The sequence below is a fragment of the Salinisphaera sp. G21_0 genome (genome assembly GCF_017744115.1).
Classification (GTDB): Bacteria; Pseudomonadota; Gammaproteobacteria; order Pseudomonadales; family Endozoicomonadaceae; genus Endozoicomonas.
This window is the reverse complement of record NZ_JAGHQW010000053.1, coordinates 1-16934: the sequence shown is the minus strand read 5'-3', so window position 1 is coordinate 16934 and position 16934 is coordinate 1. Positions and strand designations below refer to the sequence as shown.

Annotated in this window: 13 protein-coding genes and 1 tRNA gene; 6 read left to right on the top strand and 8 right to left on the bottom strand. The window is 49.3% G+C overall.

The window, feature by feature from the left end:
• Positions 1-216 precede the first annotated feature (216 nt).
• Positions 217-933, top strand: coding sequence for a deoxynucleoside kinase (locus J7439_RS20240; protein WP_209203783.1), 717 nt, complete (start codon positions 217-219; stop codon positions 931-933).
• 298 nt (positions 934-1231) lie between these two features.
• Here J7439_RS20240 and J7439_RS20235 read toward each other — a convergent pair whose 3' ends face one another.
• The 5 genes from J7439_RS20235 to J7439_RS20215 all read right to left on the bottom strand — a co-directional run bounded on the left by J7439_RS20235 (position 1232) and on the right by J7439_RS20215 (position 9754).
• Positions 1232-2320 (bottom strand): DUF4116 domain-containing protein, encoded by a 1089-nt coding sequence (locus J7439_RS20235; protein ID WP_209203782.1) that lies wholly within the window; start codon positions 2318-2320, stop codon positions 1232-1234.
• Complete coding sequence (locus J7439_RS20230; protein ID WP_209203780.1) at positions 2308-4710, bottom strand: PEP/pyruvate-binding domain-containing protein; 2403 nt, start codon at positions 4708-4710, stop codon at positions 2308-2310. Before J7439_RS20230 ends, J7439_RS20235 begins: the two co-directional genes overlap by 13 nt.
• 481 nt (positions 4711-5191) lie before the next feature.
• Positions 5192-6289 (bottom strand): enoyl-CoA hydratase/isomerase family protein, encoded by a 1098-nt coding sequence (locus J7439_RS20225; RefSeq protein WP_209203778.1) that lies wholly within the window; start codon positions 6287-6289, stop codon positions 5192-5194.
• 124 nt (positions 6290-6413) lie between these two features.
• Positions 6414-9233, bottom strand: a complete 2820-nt coding sequence (locus tag J7439_RS20220) for an insulinase family protein (protein ID WP_209203776.1) — start codon at positions 9231-9233, stop codon at positions 6414-6416.
• A gap of 353 nt (positions 9234-9586) precedes the next feature.
• Positions 9587-9754 (bottom strand): hypothetical protein, encoded by a 168-nt coding sequence (locus J7439_RS20215; protein WP_209203774.1) that lies wholly within the window; start codon positions 9752-9754, stop codon positions 9587-9589.
• On the opposite strand from J7439_RS20215, the gene J7439_RS20210 reads away from it, so the two are divergent.
• The 4 genes from J7439_RS20210 (at position 9753) to J7439_RS20195 (ending at position 13415) form a co-directional block, all read left to right on the top strand.
• Entirely contained in the window at positions 9753-11051 is a 1299-nt protein-coding gene (locus J7439_RS20210; protein WP_209203773.1) for an inosine/guanosine kinase, read from the top strand. The two genes, J7439_RS20215 and J7439_RS20210, sit on opposite strands and share 2 nt — an antisense overlap.
• Positions 11052-11165: 114 nt before the next feature.
• Positions 11166-11738, top strand: a complete 573-nt coding sequence (locus J7439_RS20205; protein ID WP_209203772.1) for a TIR domain-containing protein — start codon at positions 11166-11168, stop codon at positions 11736-11738.
• Positions 11739-11842: 104 nt separating this feature from the next.
• Positions 11843-12490: a pyridoxamine 5'-phosphate oxidase gene (gene pdxH, locus J7439_RS20200; protein ID WP_209203770.1), complete on the top strand. Its 648-nt coding sequence runs from the start codon at positions 11843-11845 to the stop codon at positions 12488-12490.
• A gap of 28 nt (positions 12491-12518) precedes the next feature.
• Positions 12519-13415, top strand: coding sequence for a DNA replication terminus site-binding protein (locus J7439_RS20195; RefSeq protein WP_209203769.1), 897 nt, complete (start codon positions 12519-12521; stop codon positions 13413-13415).
• Here the strand turns inward: J7439_RS20195 and J7439_RS20190 are convergent.
• The 3 genes from J7439_RS20190 to J7439_RS20180 form a co-directional block, all read right to left on the bottom strand.
• Positions 13412-13654: a GrxA family glutaredoxin gene (locus tag J7439_RS20190; RefSeq protein WP_209203767.1), complete on the bottom strand. Its 243-nt coding sequence runs from the start codon at positions 13652-13654 to the stop codon at positions 13412-13414. The genes J7439_RS20195 and J7439_RS20190 overlap by 4 nt on opposite strands.
• A 65-nt stretch (positions 13655-13719) precedes the next feature.
• Positions 13720-15903 carry a tRNA(Met) cytidine acetyltransferase TmcA gene (locus tag J7439_RS20185; RefSeq protein ID WP_209203766.1) on the bottom strand — a complete coding sequence of 728 codons (2184 nt, stop codon included), beginning with the start codon at positions 15901-15903 and terminating at the stop codon, positions 13720-13722.
• Between the two features lie 5 nt (positions 15904-15908).
• Positions 15909-16553 carry a peptidylprolyl isomerase gene (locus J7439_RS20180; RefSeq protein ID WP_502950431.1) on the bottom strand — a complete coding sequence of 215 codons (645 nt, stop codon included), beginning with the start codon at positions 16551-16553 and terminating at the stop codon, positions 15909-15911.
• Positions 16554-16775: 222 nt separating this feature from the next.
• On the opposite strand from J7439_RS20180, the gene J7439_RS20175 reads away from it, so the two are divergent.
• Positions 16776-16852 (top strand) — tRNA-Pro (locus tag J7439_RS20175).
• The last annotated feature ends 82 nt before the right edge of the window (positions 16853-16934 follow it).

Genomic DNA, 16934 nt, shown 5'->3' with positions numbered 1-16934 from the left:
GGGTCTTTAGACATTGACAACACACCCGGAATATCAACAAGGCTCAATCCAAGCCATTTAGTCTTCCAGGGCCCATTAAGCCATATCACGGCCAAACCTACCCCATTTCCGCCTATTACTTATTGATCACGGACGCCTAACCTCATAAAGTGCCTGCCCTTCTCATGACCAGCACGGAAGTATCATGAGTTGTATCATCAGTCACCGGGGTCCTTAATGAAGCAAACCAATCACTTTGTCGCTGTAGAAGCCAACATTGCTGCGGGCAAGTCAACTCTTCTTCCCAAACTGGCAGCAGAGCTGGGCTGGGACGCCATTCAGGAGCCTGTGAATGACCCGGAATTTACACGACTGCTTCAGGAGTTCACAGACCACCCAAATGATGCGGTTAAGCGTATTCAGTTTCAGGAGTACATTACCAATCGCCGGGCCAGCATTGTTGAGCAGTTGCCCACTGACCGCAACTATCTGATTGAGCGCTCCCTTTACTCTGATTTGATTTTTACCCAGGCAAATTTTCTGGGGATGGTCAAACCGGATGAGCGCTATATGCTGCATTATTGTGAAATCCAGCGCAGACTGAAGGATTATCCGGTGATCAGCGCGGTCATTTATCTCAGAACCGCTCCGAAAATTGCCCATAGCCGTCTGGTTGAGCGGGCAAGAAGTGCCGAAGATGGAACCCCACTGACGTACCTCTGCGATATCCATAACTATCATGAGGCCATCCTGCCACAGATCTGCCGCTCAATGGGGACACCATTAATCACTGTGAACTGGGATGATTTTGGCTGCGAAAAGAATCTAGCAAAACAACTGTTGGAAACGATTCAACCGGGCACGCTGAAGCCTGCCGTCTGTGATGCACAAAACCATCATCTGTGCGAAAAACTTTCAGAATATGGGGACGAACAGAGTGCGCGACTGTCATGATTAAAGGATTGATAACCGAAAAGCAGCCAGTATTGGTGAACGCTCTTGACTTAACAGAGCTACAAACATCAGAATCAGAGGATCTTGCACTAGGAGCCTTAGTCTGAAAACTTTCAGTCTGACTTTTGTATTGTGATCTTGCGGATTCAAGTTCTGTTTTCATGGGTGAGGGTATGTATTCCCAGACTCCGCGATTTGCGTCGATTGCTGAAGCGATAAAGGCAGGATCATTTTGAAGCCAAAAATCAGCAAACATGAAAGCATAAGGATTATGACCGATTAAGCGCAGCAAATAATCTCAATCCTTCAAAAATTCTTCCTTGACATAAAACAAGAGACCAATACAATCAGCAATTAAGGTTTCAATAATGCTTTTATCGCTTCGGATTCTTTCACTTGCATAACGCATAGCATACGAATGCTGTGCGACAGCGGCCCTTACAACGTCAACATTATCCTGAAAATCCGGGCTTGCATATTGCAGCTGTTCGCCTTGTTGAGTGACTGCGGCCATGACGACATCTCTGTCATTCTTCAGTCCTCGGCTAACATATTGCAAGTCATTTGGGTGTTTTGCAATGGTTGGTAATACAAGGTCTTTATCATTTCGAACCCGTCGGCTGGCATACTGCAGCCCTTGCTCCAGCAGGACATTCCTGATCTTTTCTTTATGACCCGGAAGTGGCTGACCCGGTGGAACCTTAAACGCCAGGCGGTAACTCCAACAAGATGGTTCGATAATATAGTATTGATCTTTCAAGTCGTCATACACAAGATCAACCAATTGGGTAGTGTTTTTGCAATCTGGCAATAATAAAAGATGATGTAAGAGTTTCCTGCGGGTGTCCTGATCGATCTTATCACTGGTAAACATTTTCTGAAGTTGGTCATCCGATTTAGTCACCAACCATTTTAACTCTTGAACATGATCAATAAATTGTTGGTGGTATTTGCTTAATAACGAAGAGTAGCTGGAAATTATGCCCGAAACACTATAGACCAATAAGAAAAGACAATGGTTGAAGGCGAATCTATTGGCTTCTTCTGAAAAATCATTGTTAAGGCGTTGTGCAAGAAAGTTAAAGTTCCACTGATCTCCTTCAACAATGGGTCTGTCTTTGAGGTGAAGATCCAGATTACTCATACCACATAACACAGACAGCAGTTTTTCAAAGGCATTCTGCATGGTTGGCCTTAATTTCATTCGGGGGCATTCGACGATAATTTCTCCTGCTACGGCATTGCAACTCAGCTTCATGCCATCAGCATTCTTATCCAGTTCGACCGCTTTCAGTAACTGCGCCAAAAACCACATGCGTTTCAACTTGTCAGGTTTATCACTGCCATCAGGTTTCGTAAACCTGTCAGAAACTTTCAGCCGCAACATGCGTCCTTTCCCCCCCCCTCTGCGTGTTCAAGCAGCTCGATAACGCACACATGACTTCCTAACACCAGATTAACAATCAAGGCATCATCCATACTGACGACAGCCCCTGATTTCCCTATACAATTGAGTAAATTTTTGCAGGACGGATTTAATAGCGGTGTCTTTACACCCAAGCCACCCGGAGTCGTGCAATCAACATAGGTGATGCACCCTTCATTAGAAAGCCTGCCCTGACCAGAATCCATAGTGACCGGTCCCAGCGCCTCAACAAAGCGCTTATGGAGGGCAAAAATTAACTCATGGACACTCCGGACCTGCTCAGCCTCCGTGGGATTGAGTGCTTGAAGGCTGGATTGTAGCTGATGGCAGGCTGACACCCACTGCCGAAACCTTCCCACGGATGGTGGTGATGTTTCATCGGCATGCAGGGGATGGACGATAGTGTTTACCGTTGAGGTGATGGTCTGTTTCAGCGTTTCAAACCGGGTGATCAATAGCAGTGATTCTGCCAACAATGACTTGACCCGTTCCGAACTGCTGTCACCCGCCAGCAGCAAGAATGCGCGGTAACCGTCCAACAGTGCTTCAGCCCCATGAATCAGCCGGTTTACACTGTCCCTGGTCTCTGCCACTAAATGTGCTCGTTGTGGCGACATACTAAGTTTTATCGGGTGTGCCAAACAATCCAGTCCACCGCCAGGGGCAAACAGTGACAGCAGGCGGGCATTTTGATCCGAGAGCCAGTGAAAACCGCTGGCGACCTGACAGAATGTGCTTTGTGGGAGGGACAAATCTTCCCATGACGGGATGTCTCTTGCTAACGGCACATCAGAAAATGCAGCGGACAGACTCCCGTAACTGACCAGTTTTCTGCTGAGGTCACCGGTAACAACAAAGGCACCGGGCTTACCGTTAAAGCGGGCGCAGGCCAGCGTGGCCTGTTGGCCAACCTGAGCGACCATTGCCGGGTACTGGCCACCAGCCACCATTAAGGGTATTTTTTTCTGTCTCAGGAAGATCCCCACATGGTCATTCCGTCCTCCCGCGGCAACGGCAAAACCCCCTACCCGTTTCAGAAATTCAGGCTCAAGCATCCACTCTTCAGCGTGTTGGGCAACGACAATGGCTCCCTCTGGCATAGTGTCTGTGGCTTGTTTATTGGCCAACCAGAGTGATCCGGTGCAATAGCCTTCACTGACGCCCTCGCCACTGGCCAGGGTCTCTTTGGGTATGGGCATGGCAAACTCCATACCCCCGGGAAGCCGGGTAATAGGGCGCACCTGCAACAGGAACAGGCGACCCTGATGATCGATGGCAAACTCCACATCCACGGGGCAGAGCAACAGGTCTTCCAGCTTGGTCACCGCTTGCATGAGTTCTTCAATCTGGTCATCACTGAGTCGATATCCATCACCGTCTGCTTGTGCATCAGTATCAATCGCTGTTTCCGAATAGCCGTTATTATCTGTGTTTTTGTCCAGGATGAAGTGGCTTGAGATGGTCCCGCGAATGTATTGGGCGTTGTAAGCACCTTCTTTGCCATCCTTGCGCACAATGTCGATGCGGTGGGGCGTGTTACCGGACTGCCCTCCTACTATGCCTCTGGGCTGACCGGATGTGTACTCAACCCTGACGGTATTATCACCCTGAAGTGATTGAAAGCTCATGGCTACCCCACCATATTTGCAGTTAATGCATTTTTGGATAATCAGTGCCATGGGTTGTGGTACACCCCCGGAACATAATTCAGGCCGGTAACCTGAGGCCATGACTTTAAGGCAGGTGCGCAAAACATCATCTTCTCCCTGAACTTCTGAGAGGTATTTGCCCGCCTGGGCATCGCCGTAGTTATCTTCGTTGATGCCAGAACTGCGGACAATAACCGGCTGTGATCTGGATATTCGGTCACGCAGAGCCCTGATGTGTTTGGCCGCTTCAGAATCTTTAACCTGTTGGTAAAAGTCATTACTGGCCACAAATCTTGCCAGACCTGCCAGCCAGTCATTCCTTTTGGTTTGCTCTGAAGGTGGCAAGGCATTGAGATATTTCCTGATGTTCATCAGACTTGTTTCTACCCAGGGTTCACTGGTAATGCCAGAGAGATAGGGAGCTAAAAGACGGGTATCCAGAGGGTGTTGCTCAAGAGCATTCATTACCTCAGCGGTAACACATTGGAACGGTGGGACAGACAATCCTATTTCCTGCATGCGTCGCAAAAACATTCCCTTTCCCCCAAGTTGTTCCCGGTTTGGCGGGGAATGGTTCGCCTGATGGAATGGGGATGACACATGTGAACTGCACAGACGCTTGGCTAATGGATTGTTGACGGCAGGATTGCCACGGGGATCATAATCGTTAATATGCCTTCTGGCTGGCCTGCTGCCCCCCATCGGATAAATTGAGGGACCTGGTATCAATATTTGGATTCGTTGCCGGGTTTTGATAACCCAAATAATGAGCTTTAACATGAAACATTTAGAATCCCTCTAACATAAATATCCATGAAATTATGACCAGTGTTTTAGTTTTTGAATGATGATATAGCCAGGAATCTGTATATGACCCTAAATTGGACAAAGATATTGTTATAAAGTTCACAGTAAAAAATTGGGTCCATGCTCTCTAAAAGGACATAAAAAACGGACACTTACCAAACCCGTCGTAACGCATCGAGAAATCGGGCGGAGATATAAGACAGGAAGGCCGGGCAGCGCAGTCATGGAACGTTCCGCAATGTGGAATTTTATGCGATAACCAAGCCCGGGCGGCTCCACCTGTTCACTGAGCAATGAATGGTGGAACAGAAACGTTCCTGGTGTGATCTAAGAGCCTTCGCCCAGGCGGGGAGTGTCAGGTGACAGTGTCTATCAGTTAGAGGTCATGGAGTGGATTCTCAGGCCAGGGTGAACTGAACAGATCATTCAACAATTGTTCATCGACCTGATCAACGGCGTTAAATTTCCACTGTGGATTTTTATCCTTGTCAACCAGCCGGGAGCGGACACCTTCGCAGAAATCGCCCTTAAGTACCGTATTGACGGACAGCGCCAACTCACTCTGAAGCGCCTCTTTAAGGGACATGTGCCGCGCTCTCTGTAACTGCCGATAGCCAATGGCTGCCGACAGTGGCGAACCATGAAGTGCGGTTTTTCTGGCGGCCAGCAACCAGTCATCATCGGTCTCAAGGCTATCAATGGCGGACATCACATCGGCCAGTGATGGTTGATCCATCAGCCCGGCAATTAAGTCCCTGTGTTCACGCACCTTCGAATAGGGTAGCCACCCGGCACTTTTTTCCCGGTATTTCTGCAGGACAGAATAAACGACAGCGTGGGCTTCTGAGGCGTTCCAGTCTGCTTGCTGCAAAGACTCCAGAACATTGTCACAAAATGCATGATCAATAAAACGGTTAGCCAGGCCAACATAGATCGCATCAGCCGCGTTGAGCCGACAGCCGGTCAGCGCCATAAACAGGCCAAGCCTGGCGGGCAGATGGCTCAGGATCCAGCTGCCGGCAACGTCCGGATAGAGGCCAATGCTGATTTCAGGCATGGCCAGCATGGAGGTATCCGTCACTATTCTGAAATCAGCCCCCGCCATCAGGCCAATACCGCCTCCCATCACAATGCCATTACCCCAGCAGATAACCGGCTTGGGATAGGTGTGAATCATGTAATCAACACGGTATTCCGTGGCAAAGAAATGACCGGGAACCTCAGGCTTGCCATCAATAACTGCCTGCCTCAGAGCCCGTACATCACCACCAGCACAAAAGGCCTTTTCACCGCTACCCTGCATAAACACGGCCACAACATCATCATTGTCACGCCAGTCAGAAAATTGCTGAAGCAGCAGGTCAATCATGGATTGATTCAATGCGTTCAATGCTTTTTCAGCATTCAGCGTGATCAGACCAATCTTGTTATTATCCCGGGCATTCAGTTCGGAAAACAGAACGTCAGCGGCCATATTCATTACCCCTCCATATCCGTTGGCAAAAGCATAGGTAACTGAGTCTTGATTATCAATGAAAATACCAAAGCCGCAAAGGGTATTGAAGATTGGGGCAGCAATAACTGCCCCGGAATAAGAGCTATTTACTGAACGGTAGATCCTTTAGACAATCAATGGTGTTGCATTCGATTCTGTCAGTCTCTTTCCGGTATGCCTTTTTATGGGGCTCACCAAAAGAGCGAATAACAAGCTTACCCCTGTTTTGCACCAGCCTTGCCAGGGCAGACTGCATATCCGAGGGCTTGAGTTTGCGAATTTCATCCGCAATCTTCACTCGATTGTCAAAATCCAGCTCGCCACTGGCAATTCCCTGCCAGAAACGACCATTACGTTCATCCATATTGTCATCTTTCTTCAGCAGGTCACCGATCAACCCCTGCCGGTACTGTTCCAGCTCCTGGTCTGTCAGTCCTGCCAGCACCGCTTTCTGATCGTTCAAAAACTGATCTACACGACCTTCCAGGCCAATAGGATCCAGCTTTGGCGATTGCACCACAAAAATAACACCGGGGTGTTTCTCAAAGGGACGAGGTCCGGCAAACACCACGTACCCCAGCTGCTGTTCCGTCCGCAGGCTGTTAAAAAACGGATTTGCCAGCAGACGACCAAGCAATGCGTATTGAGCCCGTTCCCGGTTACCCGTCTCGGGAATCTGGTAATAACTGATCAACATCGAGTCATCATGCTCAATAGCCATATTCAGAACACGGTTGGTGCCGCCCAGAAGGTGGAAGGGCAGATCAAAACGGTCCCGACGGTTATGGTCATTCAGTAATGCCGACGCCACCATTGACGACAGTGTTAGTGCTTCCTGCTGACTGTGGTTGCCATACACCAGCATTTCTATATGAATCTGCCGGTAGAAGTCATGGGCATAATTAATCAATTGCTCATAAGTGACCTTTTCAGCAGCATTCAACAGAACATCATCCTCCGGATAGGAAGGATAGGTTGCCTGGCTAAGCGCATCCATTCCCAATCGGTAAGGAGCATGGAACTTCTTGTTTTTCAGCCCTCTGACCAGTACTGCCTGTTCCTGTTCAAACGCGCTCTTCTCAGGCTTAAAGGTTGTGACTGCCTTGAGAATGTCTTCCAGCAGCACGGCCTGTTTGTCCTGATATCCGGCAAGGCTGATCAACAACCCTCGTCGTCCGGCCGTGATGCTGTAATTAAGACCCGCCTCCCTGGCCGGATAGCCATATTCATTGAGACTTCTTGACAGCAGCGACTTGTATATCTGGATCAATACATTATCGTCAGGTGTCGCTGAAGCAGCCGGTGTAGAGATCATCACCCGTACATTGCCACGGGGCATATTGAAGCTGGTATCGGTCAGGCTCCATACCCGTAATCCAGGCTCATCCAGAATAACCGATGGCTCAGTGACCTGGCCGCTGTCATGCAGTTCAAGGTTACTGGCGATAAACGGGTTCGGTTCAGGAATAGTCAATGACTGTCGGGCAATGGGCGTCTTCAGCCGTGTGACCAGCTCATCGGCAAGGGGCTGAATGCTGTATTGCGTCTCAAAATACGGCTCGACCTTATCCGTAGGCAGGTTCTGGGCAATGACCACCTGACGTAGATTTTCCGGGGTTATTCTGGCCAGATAACCTGAGATCAGCTCAGGGTCGTAGGAGTCATAGAGGTAATTTGCTTCCAGCAAATGCTCCGGTGGCAGATAGTGCATTCTGGCCGCCAGCCCTGAGGCAGTCTGCTGCGGGTTACGGTCTTCCTGATAGCGAAAGGCCAGCTCTGCAATTTGTTTGCTCTCCTCATAGAGCCATGGCTCAAGGCCTTCCCTGCGAATCAGATCAAGATAGTCAAATACCATTGCCGTGATCTCATCCACCCGGGCCAACCCTTCAGGCGTCAATTCCATGCGAACGGTAAACTCACTGTACTCATTGGGCAGGTCACTGTTGTAGGCTGCCAGTGAATCAATCAGGCCTCGCTCTTTCAACAAACTGTGCAAACTGCCTTTGCCTTCGTAGCCAATGATTCGGGCAAGATAGCCCAGTGGCTTGATATGGTAAAAAGGCTGTGCACTGGGCATGGGAAAACCCAGTGACAGAACCCGGGTATCTTTCAATGGCACAATATTGATACGGGCCTGCAATTCATTCCGGGTATACGGCTGTTTACCAATAATCAAATCGGGTTTTGCGCCCGGAGGAACCATCGAAAAAGAGGAATTGACCCACTGTTCAAGCCTGTCCAGTGGCTCTTTGCCATAGACAACCACGCCCATATTGGCAGCAACATAGTACCTGTCATGAAAATCCTTTAACGACTGCCAGAGCTGCCCGTCACGATCATGCAGCGTGTCAAGGCTGCCGATATTAAACCGGCTCTTCGGGTGCTCCGGGTTCGACGTTGCATTGAGCGCCATAAAGAGACGCCAGCCATCCTCTCTGGCGTGCAGGCGATACTCTGAATCGACCGCATTTTTTTCCCGCTCTACGTAGTTCGGGTCCAGCCTGGGCGCGATAAAAAACTGGGCAAGGCGATCCAGCGCTGGCTGCAGCTGGTCGCTGTTAATATCAAAGTAGTAATTGGTTCGTACATCCGTCGTATAGGCATTACTGCTGCCACCATTGGCACGGATAAATTCAGAATAACTGTCTACGTCCGGGTACTTTTCCGTCCCCATAAACAGCATGTGTTCGAGAAAGTGGGCAAGGCCAAGACGGTCGTCGGGATCCTGGTAACTACCAACATTCACATCCACCGCAGCAGCCGACTTGTCGGTATCCGGGTCCGAGATCAGTAGTACCTTGAGACCATTATCCAAAGTGATATAGCGATAATGCCGGTCATCAGCAGGGCTTTTTATTACGTCTCCCGGGGTCACAAGGGCTTCTCTCTCCGTCGTCATTGAACAACCTGCTATTGAAACCATGGTTAATACTCCAGCAACCATTGACACCAGTTTTTTTAACATATCAGCTTTCACTGTCCGGAACATCATACAATCTTTTGATCTATCCTGTTTTATTCGGCTTGCCGACAAATCACCAACTATCCGCATTTTCTTACATTACTAAATCAATGCACTGAATGTCAGCATGGCGCATCTTCGTTTGGACTACAACAGCAATGCACCGTTTTCAATGCAGTGGCTTTAAGAATCGTCGATCATGAACAACAGATGATACCTGTGACACTATTAATTGATCTCATAAAAAAACGGATATGAGTAACAATTTTAACTTGCTTTACGATCATGGATACTTGAAACATGTGGAACTTACCTCAAGATTTCCATAAACAGGGCAATAAATTCACCCGGTTACTTTGGCTTTCCCAAAGTACTTTACCCGGTTTTATCAAGGAAGACTTTGCAGGATTGCACTGGTTTTTCATTGTTTTTTCATGAATAATCAGCATCCCTTCCTGATACTTCATTTTCTTTGCTTTCATGAAATTCCCCGGCCGACGAAAGATCAAGCATTACTTCCCGGTCAATACCCACAATCGCTTCGATATGGAAAGCTCAGTGTTTGGCCAGGCCAACACCTATATCTGTGGTATTGACCAGAACCTGGTGGATATTACTGCCCGAGTCGATGACTCAGTACTACGGGATTTTGGCCTCGATAAAGGTGCCTCTCAATGGATAGATAACGACCAGGCCAATCGTCTGTACTGTTTTCTTAACGAGCAGCAGCTTATTGAAGACCAGTTTGCCGGTGGCACCATCGGTAACACGCTTCATAATTATTCGGTGCTGGCAGATGATCGTTCCGTTCAATTTGGCGTTATGAGCAAGAACATCCAGGTGGGTGACTACGCGTATCGCTACCTCTGCAATACCAGCAGTAAAGTCGATCTTACCTGGCTTCAGCCGGTTGACGGCCCTATTGGCCGATGCTTTGCGCTGATTACGGAAGATGGTGAGCGTACCTTCGGTATCAGCCCCGGTTTTATGAATCAGCTCAGTCCCGAGTTTATCGATGAAACAATCATCGCCGAATCCTCAGGCCTGGCGCTAAGCGCTTACACGCTGGCGAATCCTTCCCTGCCAATTTATCACGCCATGGTAAAAGCAGCACAGCTGGCAAAAAAACATGAAGTACCGGTCATTTTGACATTGGGCACCCGTGGACTGGTCAATGCCATCAAGCAACCACTGATCGAGTTCCTAAATGACTATGTCACCATTGCCGCCATGAACGAAGAAGAAGCCGAGGCATTGACCGGAGAACCGGACCCCCTGTCAGCATCTGAGCATATGCTGCAATGGGTTGATATGGTGTTACTGACGGCTGGCGCTGAAGGTCTTTATTTAAGTGGTTATACTGAAACAGCGTTGGCCAGGGAAACTGACAATCCTATCCGTTCCGGAGCGATCAGTGATTTCAACAGGTATGAATTCAGCCGCCCTCTGCTTCGCGCTCACTGTGAAGAACCACTGAAAGTATACTCACACATCAGCCCCTATCTTGGCGGCCCAAAAAACATAAAAAACACGAACGGTGCAGGCGACGGTGCATTGGCAGCACTTATTCACGATATGGCTGCAAACTACTATCACCGTCAGGTATTACCAACCTCAAGCAAGCATAATAAGCCCTGGGTTACTTACTCATCCTTTGCCCAGGTTTGCAAGTACGCCAACCGGGTCAGTTTTGAAGTGCTGGCACAAAGCTCTCCCCGTCTGTCCAGGGCATTGCCGGAACGGGAGATGAGCCTGGAAGACAGCTACTGGGACCAGTAAACGACCATATCCTCTCCTTTTAACGGTGCCAGGATCAACGGCATCGTTTTTCTACCTGGCTGTCAACTGTCAGCTGCTATAGTTGTTCGATCACCCTATGCCAGAGAAACCGCAATGAAGGATTGTGTCGTCTTTTACGGTGCCAGTGTAACCAGCCGGTCAAAAACTCAGGCCCGGGAAATTATTGACCGTGCGATACATATCTGTGAGTTGCTCAGAAACTATGGTTATCAATGCCATGCAGATGTTGTTCTGGATGACAAGCTGCACAGTCGATCAGCAGCATCCATAACCAATATCCCTGAAAAGTTTCTCAAGCTCAGTACCGAAGAACAGGTCAATAAGCTATATCCTTTTCGTGCGTCTGATCCCAATGAGCTGCATAAAGAGCTGGCCTGCTACTACTGGGGACTGGACAGTTTAAGAAACGCCCGATTCTGCCTCTGGGATTTGACTTACCCGTCCACAGGTGCGGGCTTCGAACTGGCAACCGCTCTGACACTGGGTAAAAAGTGCTTTTGTTTTTCAGAAAACACCCGAATATCATCCACCGTATGCGGCTATCCACTGAATTCACTGATGATTAGCAACTATGGTGACGGATTTGAGCAACAGTTACTTGAATTCATAAAAGCCAGTGACCGGCATTTCAATATAAACCCCGGGGAACAGCCGGACAGCCTCTAAGGAATTGTCCTGAAATACCTTCCACATTTCTACAGACGCTGAACACTGTAAAGAATGCTGTGACGCGGTTAAAATAAAAAATTATTTAACAGTACAGTGCCGCCATGGATATCAGCCATTTAAGAGAAGAGTACACTCAGGCAGGGCTCAGTCGGGACAACCTGAAAACCAGCCCCTTTGACCAGTTTGAGCTCTGGTTCAAGCAGGCTCAGCACGCTCAGCTGGCCGAACCCAATGCCATGAGCCTTGCCACCGTTTCGGCATCAGGTATGCCATCCCTGAGAACGGTACTCCTCAAGTATTTCGACCAATCCGGTTTTGTCTTTTTCACCAACTACAGCAGTAATAAAGCCAGGGATATTACCAGCAATCCCCACGTTGCCATTATGTTTCCCTGGGTGGCCCTTGAACGACAGGTGGTCATCCAGGGCAAGGCAGAAAAAATTTCCACGGCTGAATCACTGCGTTACTTTACCAGCCGCCCTCATGGCAGTCAGCTCGGTGCCTGGGTATCACAGCAAAGCTCAGTCATTACCGGACGAAAGGTTCTGGAGTTGAAACTGGAAGAGATGAAACGCAAATTCAGGGAAGGAAAAGTGCCTCTGCCCGATTTCTGGGGTGGCTATCGCGTCGTGCCGGAGAGCATTGAATTCTGGCAAGGTCGCCCAAATCGCCTGCACGATCGCTTTCAATACACCCGGTTGTCCGCAGAGAATGGCTGTGACTGGCAAGTCGACCGCCTTTCTCCCTGAAATCCCGTCAGTATTTTATGGGCACGTTATGAGTAAAGAAACCGCAGCACGAATCGCCGTAAGGGATGCGCTTATTCAACTGGTTGAACTGAATCGCTTATTCCGGGAAGCCATTGAATCGGACCATGGCTTACCCATCTGGATCATGGAGACGGAATCCGAATCCACAAACCACCGTGCCCTGGCAGCAGGTATTGCCACCCGACTGACCTATATCGAAGAGCAGAACAAGCAGGAGACCGCCCGCTTAACCGGATTGGTCGGCGTTTCTGAGCAGACCTTACAACTGGGCGAAGATCTGAACCTCTGTCGTGATCAGTTTAAAACGGCGATGGCCAACTTTCGCAAGCTGTTTGGCGACAGCATCGAGGCCATTGAACAGGCATCCGATGATTTGCGGGATGGTTTACTGGGAGGGCTGCAGGTCAAACACCTGCACTTTGTGCAATGTTACCGGCAACTCAAGCTCTTTCCAGAGCCCCCGAGACGGGTTGGTTTCAGTTGGGCTGCAAGTCACAGTGGCACGGTCAGGCTGACCGCCGAAGAAGCGATTGACCATTTCAGGAAGAAATACATAGCCTCCGTCGCCGTTAATGAAGACATTGGCCTGCTGGAGAAAATGCCCGCCAAAGAAGTGGTAGTGATCAAGCGTATACTGGCTCCCCACCTGAGGGCCAATATTACCTGGCCAAAGGATATTCAGGCGCTCAGGCAGGCGGACCCGGTACTGAAAAAACAGTATCCGGCACAGATTAACTCGCCACTCCCCCTGTTCATTCAGCTGCAGCCGGGAGAGCCGTTACCGGAGTTTAACCGGATTCGCCCCTATGACCCGTCTGCCAGACAGGAAAGACTGCAGCGCAGTGATGCCCGCCTGGTTAAAATTAACGACAATCCCTATTCAAGAATTTACCGTTATGCCTAGCCGTCTTTTTCCCTGAGATAAGCTTCCAGGTCCGTATAACCGCCAACGTACTGCTGACCATGAAAAATCTGGGGAACCGTTTCCACTTCCTTGCCGACGGTCTTGGACAGGTCAGCCTTACTGATCCCCTCTTCGTAGATATCAACGTATTTGAAAGGCAAACCTTTCATCTCCAGCAGCTGTTTGGCACGTACACAGAATCCACAGCCAGGACGACCAAACACAGTAAACCGATCCATTATTTATGCTCCATCAGGTTCATGGGAAAGCACCCAGTTGGTGCAGATAAGTATTGAAGCAGGCACTATAAATGCTGCCTGCTGTTCACAGAAATCACCTCTCTCAAACGTTGCCGGGCCTGCTTTTCTCCGGAAAAACTGCAGGCTGCAACCACCTGATGCCAGGGGTGATTCTGGATCACTCGAGTGACCAGCAGCCTTGCATCCACAGCATCTATATCACCCGTCCCAAGTATTTGAAAGGTCACTCTTTTGATGACATCAATGCAATTCTCATATTGCCTCTGCCCCTCTGTAAAGGAAACCAGCTCACGCTGATTATCGCCGGACAAAGCATAATCATCACTGCCCCTGATTATCGGTACCATCATGGCAAGGATGGCAGCAACCACCTCAACATCAAGCCCTTTGAGTTCATCCATCAATAACCACCGCAGCTGTGCCAGGCATTTCTTATGGGCCTGATCAACCAGGCGTTTTGCAGTGCGCGATAGTGGCTTGAGCATCATGGCAGAATGGGTACCACTGGCGGCGTCTCTGGACAAACCAACCCGCACAGGTACATAGCAAGAGTCGCCCCAGAACTTCAGAAGGTCATCAGTGGCACCAAACAGTGTGCCCAGGTAATCAATATGCTTATTTGCGGCATCCTGTTGGAGTTTATCAAGTAGCATTTTGCCCAGCCCTGCTCTCTGGCAATCAGGGTGAACCGCTATTCTGATAACCCGGAGTCCTTTCAGGAAGATAGCTTCCGGTAAGCCCAGATGATTACTCAGTGACTGCGGCAGCAAATGTCCGCGAACCCTGCGCCTGCCCAGCCAGATATCATCAACCAGTGCAGGGTCAATGCCACCCTCTCTGGCTGCCAGAAGCACGGCAATCAACCGTTGCTGTCGATCAAAAAGACCGTAGACCTCCATGTTCCCACCATCCAGCAGATGCCGCAGGTCAAACGGCCGTGTCTGGTAATGAGCCAGAACCAGCAAACCAAACAGCTGAGTTAGCAAGTCTTCATTGAACAGTAATTCTTCAGATGATATCTGCCTGAAAGTGCATTGCTGTGGACGGATATTTTCTGGCTTTTCAATGGCAGCAGGCACTGCATTGAGCAGTAGCGCCCTGAAGACAAAGTCTTCCAGGGGGTCTTCCGGCTGCCAGCGAATCGGCTCGGCCATTCTCAGCTCGTGCCACTGAGGTGTTTTGCTATCCAGAATCTTCCTGAAGCGTATGGCAAAACCCCGACCGGTTCCTTCGTAACCATGAATGGTTGTAGCATAGACAATCCGGCTATAGTGAGTCAGCATTTTTTCCAGCAAGGGTGTGGGAATGGCAGCGGCCTCATCAACCAGTAGTAACTGGGTTGCGGGCAGTGCCTGAACCAGATCGTCCGGAGGGATAAACTGAAGTCTGCCTGAAAGAGCAGCACGATCCTCACCCAGCACTTTCCCGGCATGGTGAAAGAACACCTCTGCGGCATTTCTTGACGGAGCAGTTATGATTATCTGCTCAACACCTTCCAGCAACAACTGTGCTGCTGCGATGCCCAGAGATGCACTTTTACCTCTGCCCCGATCGGCCGTCAGAACCAACGGGCGACGGCGATGCCCACGAAACACCTTGTGTATTCCCCGGACCGCCCGCATTTGTGAACGGGTTTTACAGGGGGCGGTGACCGTCTCGTCCTTGTCACCCGGTGTTTTTTTATCAGGCTTATTTTTAGCCTCCTGAATCCGTAATACCCCACCCTGAGTCAAGAGAGATAGCTGATTGGAGGCTTGAATAATTTGCGACAAGCGCTGCAAATATCGTCCGGAGATATCCTCAAATTGTTGAGGATAAACCTGCATCCGGCGATGTTCAGGGTCGTGGAAATATTGCCATTGGTCCAATGGCGGTATTAACAGTACCATAATGCCACCGGCACTTAACGTTCCACTAATGGCACCAAACGCATCGACATCAAAGCCTGCATGGGCATTAAAGATAATGTTCTGATGCTCCCTGCCTAACCGGGACAGACACTGTTTTGCCGCAATAACTTCTGAATTTGAGACTGCAAGCTCAGGCAAATCTGCTCCAATCAGAAGAACAGACTCCCCTGTCAGGGCTGGTACCATTTCCACCACTTGAGCCTTACACCAGTCTGCATTGCCTGCACATACCAGTAGACGCCGATGACCAGACAGCCTGCCGACTGATTTTAGCGCTCGAACAAGTTCAGAAGCGGTAGAAATGGCCTGTTTACTCATGGATATCAGGAAGCCCCAGGCTCGGCTTTCACCGACCTGCCACCCTCTTTCACGACATATGCTTTGTTGATAATAACGGAGTCAACGGGTACATCACCGTGTGGGCCTCGATAACCCGTCTTTACTCTGGCAATACTGTCTACCACATCCATGCCTTTGATGACATGGCCAAAAACGGCATAACCCGGCTTATAAGGTTTACCATTGAGAAATTCATTGTCTTTGAGATTGATGAAAAACTGTGAGGTTGCACTATCAGCGATCTGGGTTCTGGCCATGGCGATAGAGCCACGACTGTTTTCCAGACGCTGATTCAGCAGCGACTCATTTTTGATCGGAGCACGGGTGGCCCGCTGGCTCATATCCGCGGCAAAGCCTCCCCCCTGAATCATGAAGTTATTAATCACCCGGTGGAATACCAGGCCGTTGTAGAAGCCACTTTCAACATACTCGATAAAGTTGTTGACGGTGACGGGAGCCTCTTCGGGTGCCAACATTAAAACAATATCTCCTTTGCTGGTTTCCAGAACCACCTGAAACGCTTCGATCTTCTTCTCTGCTGCTTCAGCTGACTCTGTCGCTGCACCATTCGCCAGGGTAGTCAAAAAAAGGATGGTGCTTCCCAGCAGCCAGTTTCGCATCAAACGCATTGATTCTCTCCAAAGCAGAAAAAGTTAAAACCACTTTATGCAATACAAACGGTTAGACAGTAAAGGCTCTGAAGGAAGAAAAAAAGCCTATTCAGCATCATAGTATTTTCGATAGAGAAAAAAGCAAAAGAAATGCGCGAGGGCTTGCAAATAGTGTTTTTTAGGGTAATATACCCAGCGCCTGAAGGGGCAAAAGAAACACATTTTTTACCCTTCTTGTGTCGGAGCGTAGCGCAGCCTGGTAGCGCACCACAATGGGGTTGTGGGGGTCGGAGGTTCAAATCCTCTCGCTCCGACCAGATAAACCCCTTTAAATATAACGACTTACAATCATTTCCTTAAAAATAACTCTGTCGCCCATCCAACAAATCTTCCAACAAA

Excerpts from the sequence above, each read along its gene's own strand:
- J7439_RS20240 (WP_209203783.1), top strand. The coding sequence starts at position 217 with ATGAAGCAAACCAATCACTTTGTCGCTGTAGAAGCCAACATTGCTGCG.
- J7439_RS20235 (WP_209203782.1), bottom strand. The coding sequence starts at position 2,320 with ATGTTGCGGCTGAAAGTTTCTGACAGGTTTACGAAACCTGATGGCAGT.
- J7439_RS20230 (WP_209203780.1), bottom strand. The coding sequence starts at position 4,710 with ATGGGGGGCAGCAGGCCAGCCAGAAGGCATATTAACGATTATGATCCC.
- J7439_RS20225 (WP_209203778.1), bottom strand. The coding sequence starts at position 6,289 with ATGGCCGCTGACGTTCTGTTTTCCGAACTGAATGCCCGGGATAATAAC.
- J7439_RS20220 (WP_209203776.1), bottom strand. The coding sequence starts at position 9,233 with ATGGTTTCAATAGCAGGTTGTTCAATGACGACGGAGAGAGAAGCCCTT.
- J7439_RS20210 (WP_209203773.1), top strand. The coding sequence starts at position 9,753 with ATGAAATTCCCCGGCCGACGAAAGATCAAGCATTACTTCCCGGTCAAT.
- J7439_RS20215 (WP_209203774.1), bottom strand. The coding sequence starts at position 9,754 with ATGAAAGCAAAGAAAATGAAGTATCAGGAAGGGATGCTGATTATTCAT.
- J7439_RS20205 (WP_209203772.1), top strand. The coding sequence starts at position 11,166 with ATGAAGGATTGTGTCGTCTTTTACGGTGCCAGTGTAACCAGCCGGTCA.
- pdxH (WP_209203770.1), top strand. The coding sequence starts at position 11,843 with ATGGATATCAGCCATTTAAGAGAAGAGTACACTCAGGCAGGGCTCAGT.
- J7439_RS20195 (WP_209203769.1), top strand. The coding sequence starts at position 12,519 with ATGAGTAAAGAAACCGCAGCACGAATCGCCGTAAGGGATGCGCTTATT.
- J7439_RS20190 (WP_209203767.1), bottom strand. The coding sequence starts at position 13,654 with ATGGATCGGTTTACTGTGTTTGGTCGTCCTGGCTGTGGATTCTGTGTA.
- J7439_RS20185 (WP_209203766.1), bottom strand. The coding sequence starts at position 15,903 with ATGAGTAAACAGGCCATTTCTACCGCTTCTGAACTTGTTCGAGCGCTA.
- J7439_RS20180 (WP_502950431.1), bottom strand. The coding sequence starts at position 16,553 with ATGCGTTTGATGCGAAACTGGCTGCTGGGAAGCACCATCCTTTTTTTG.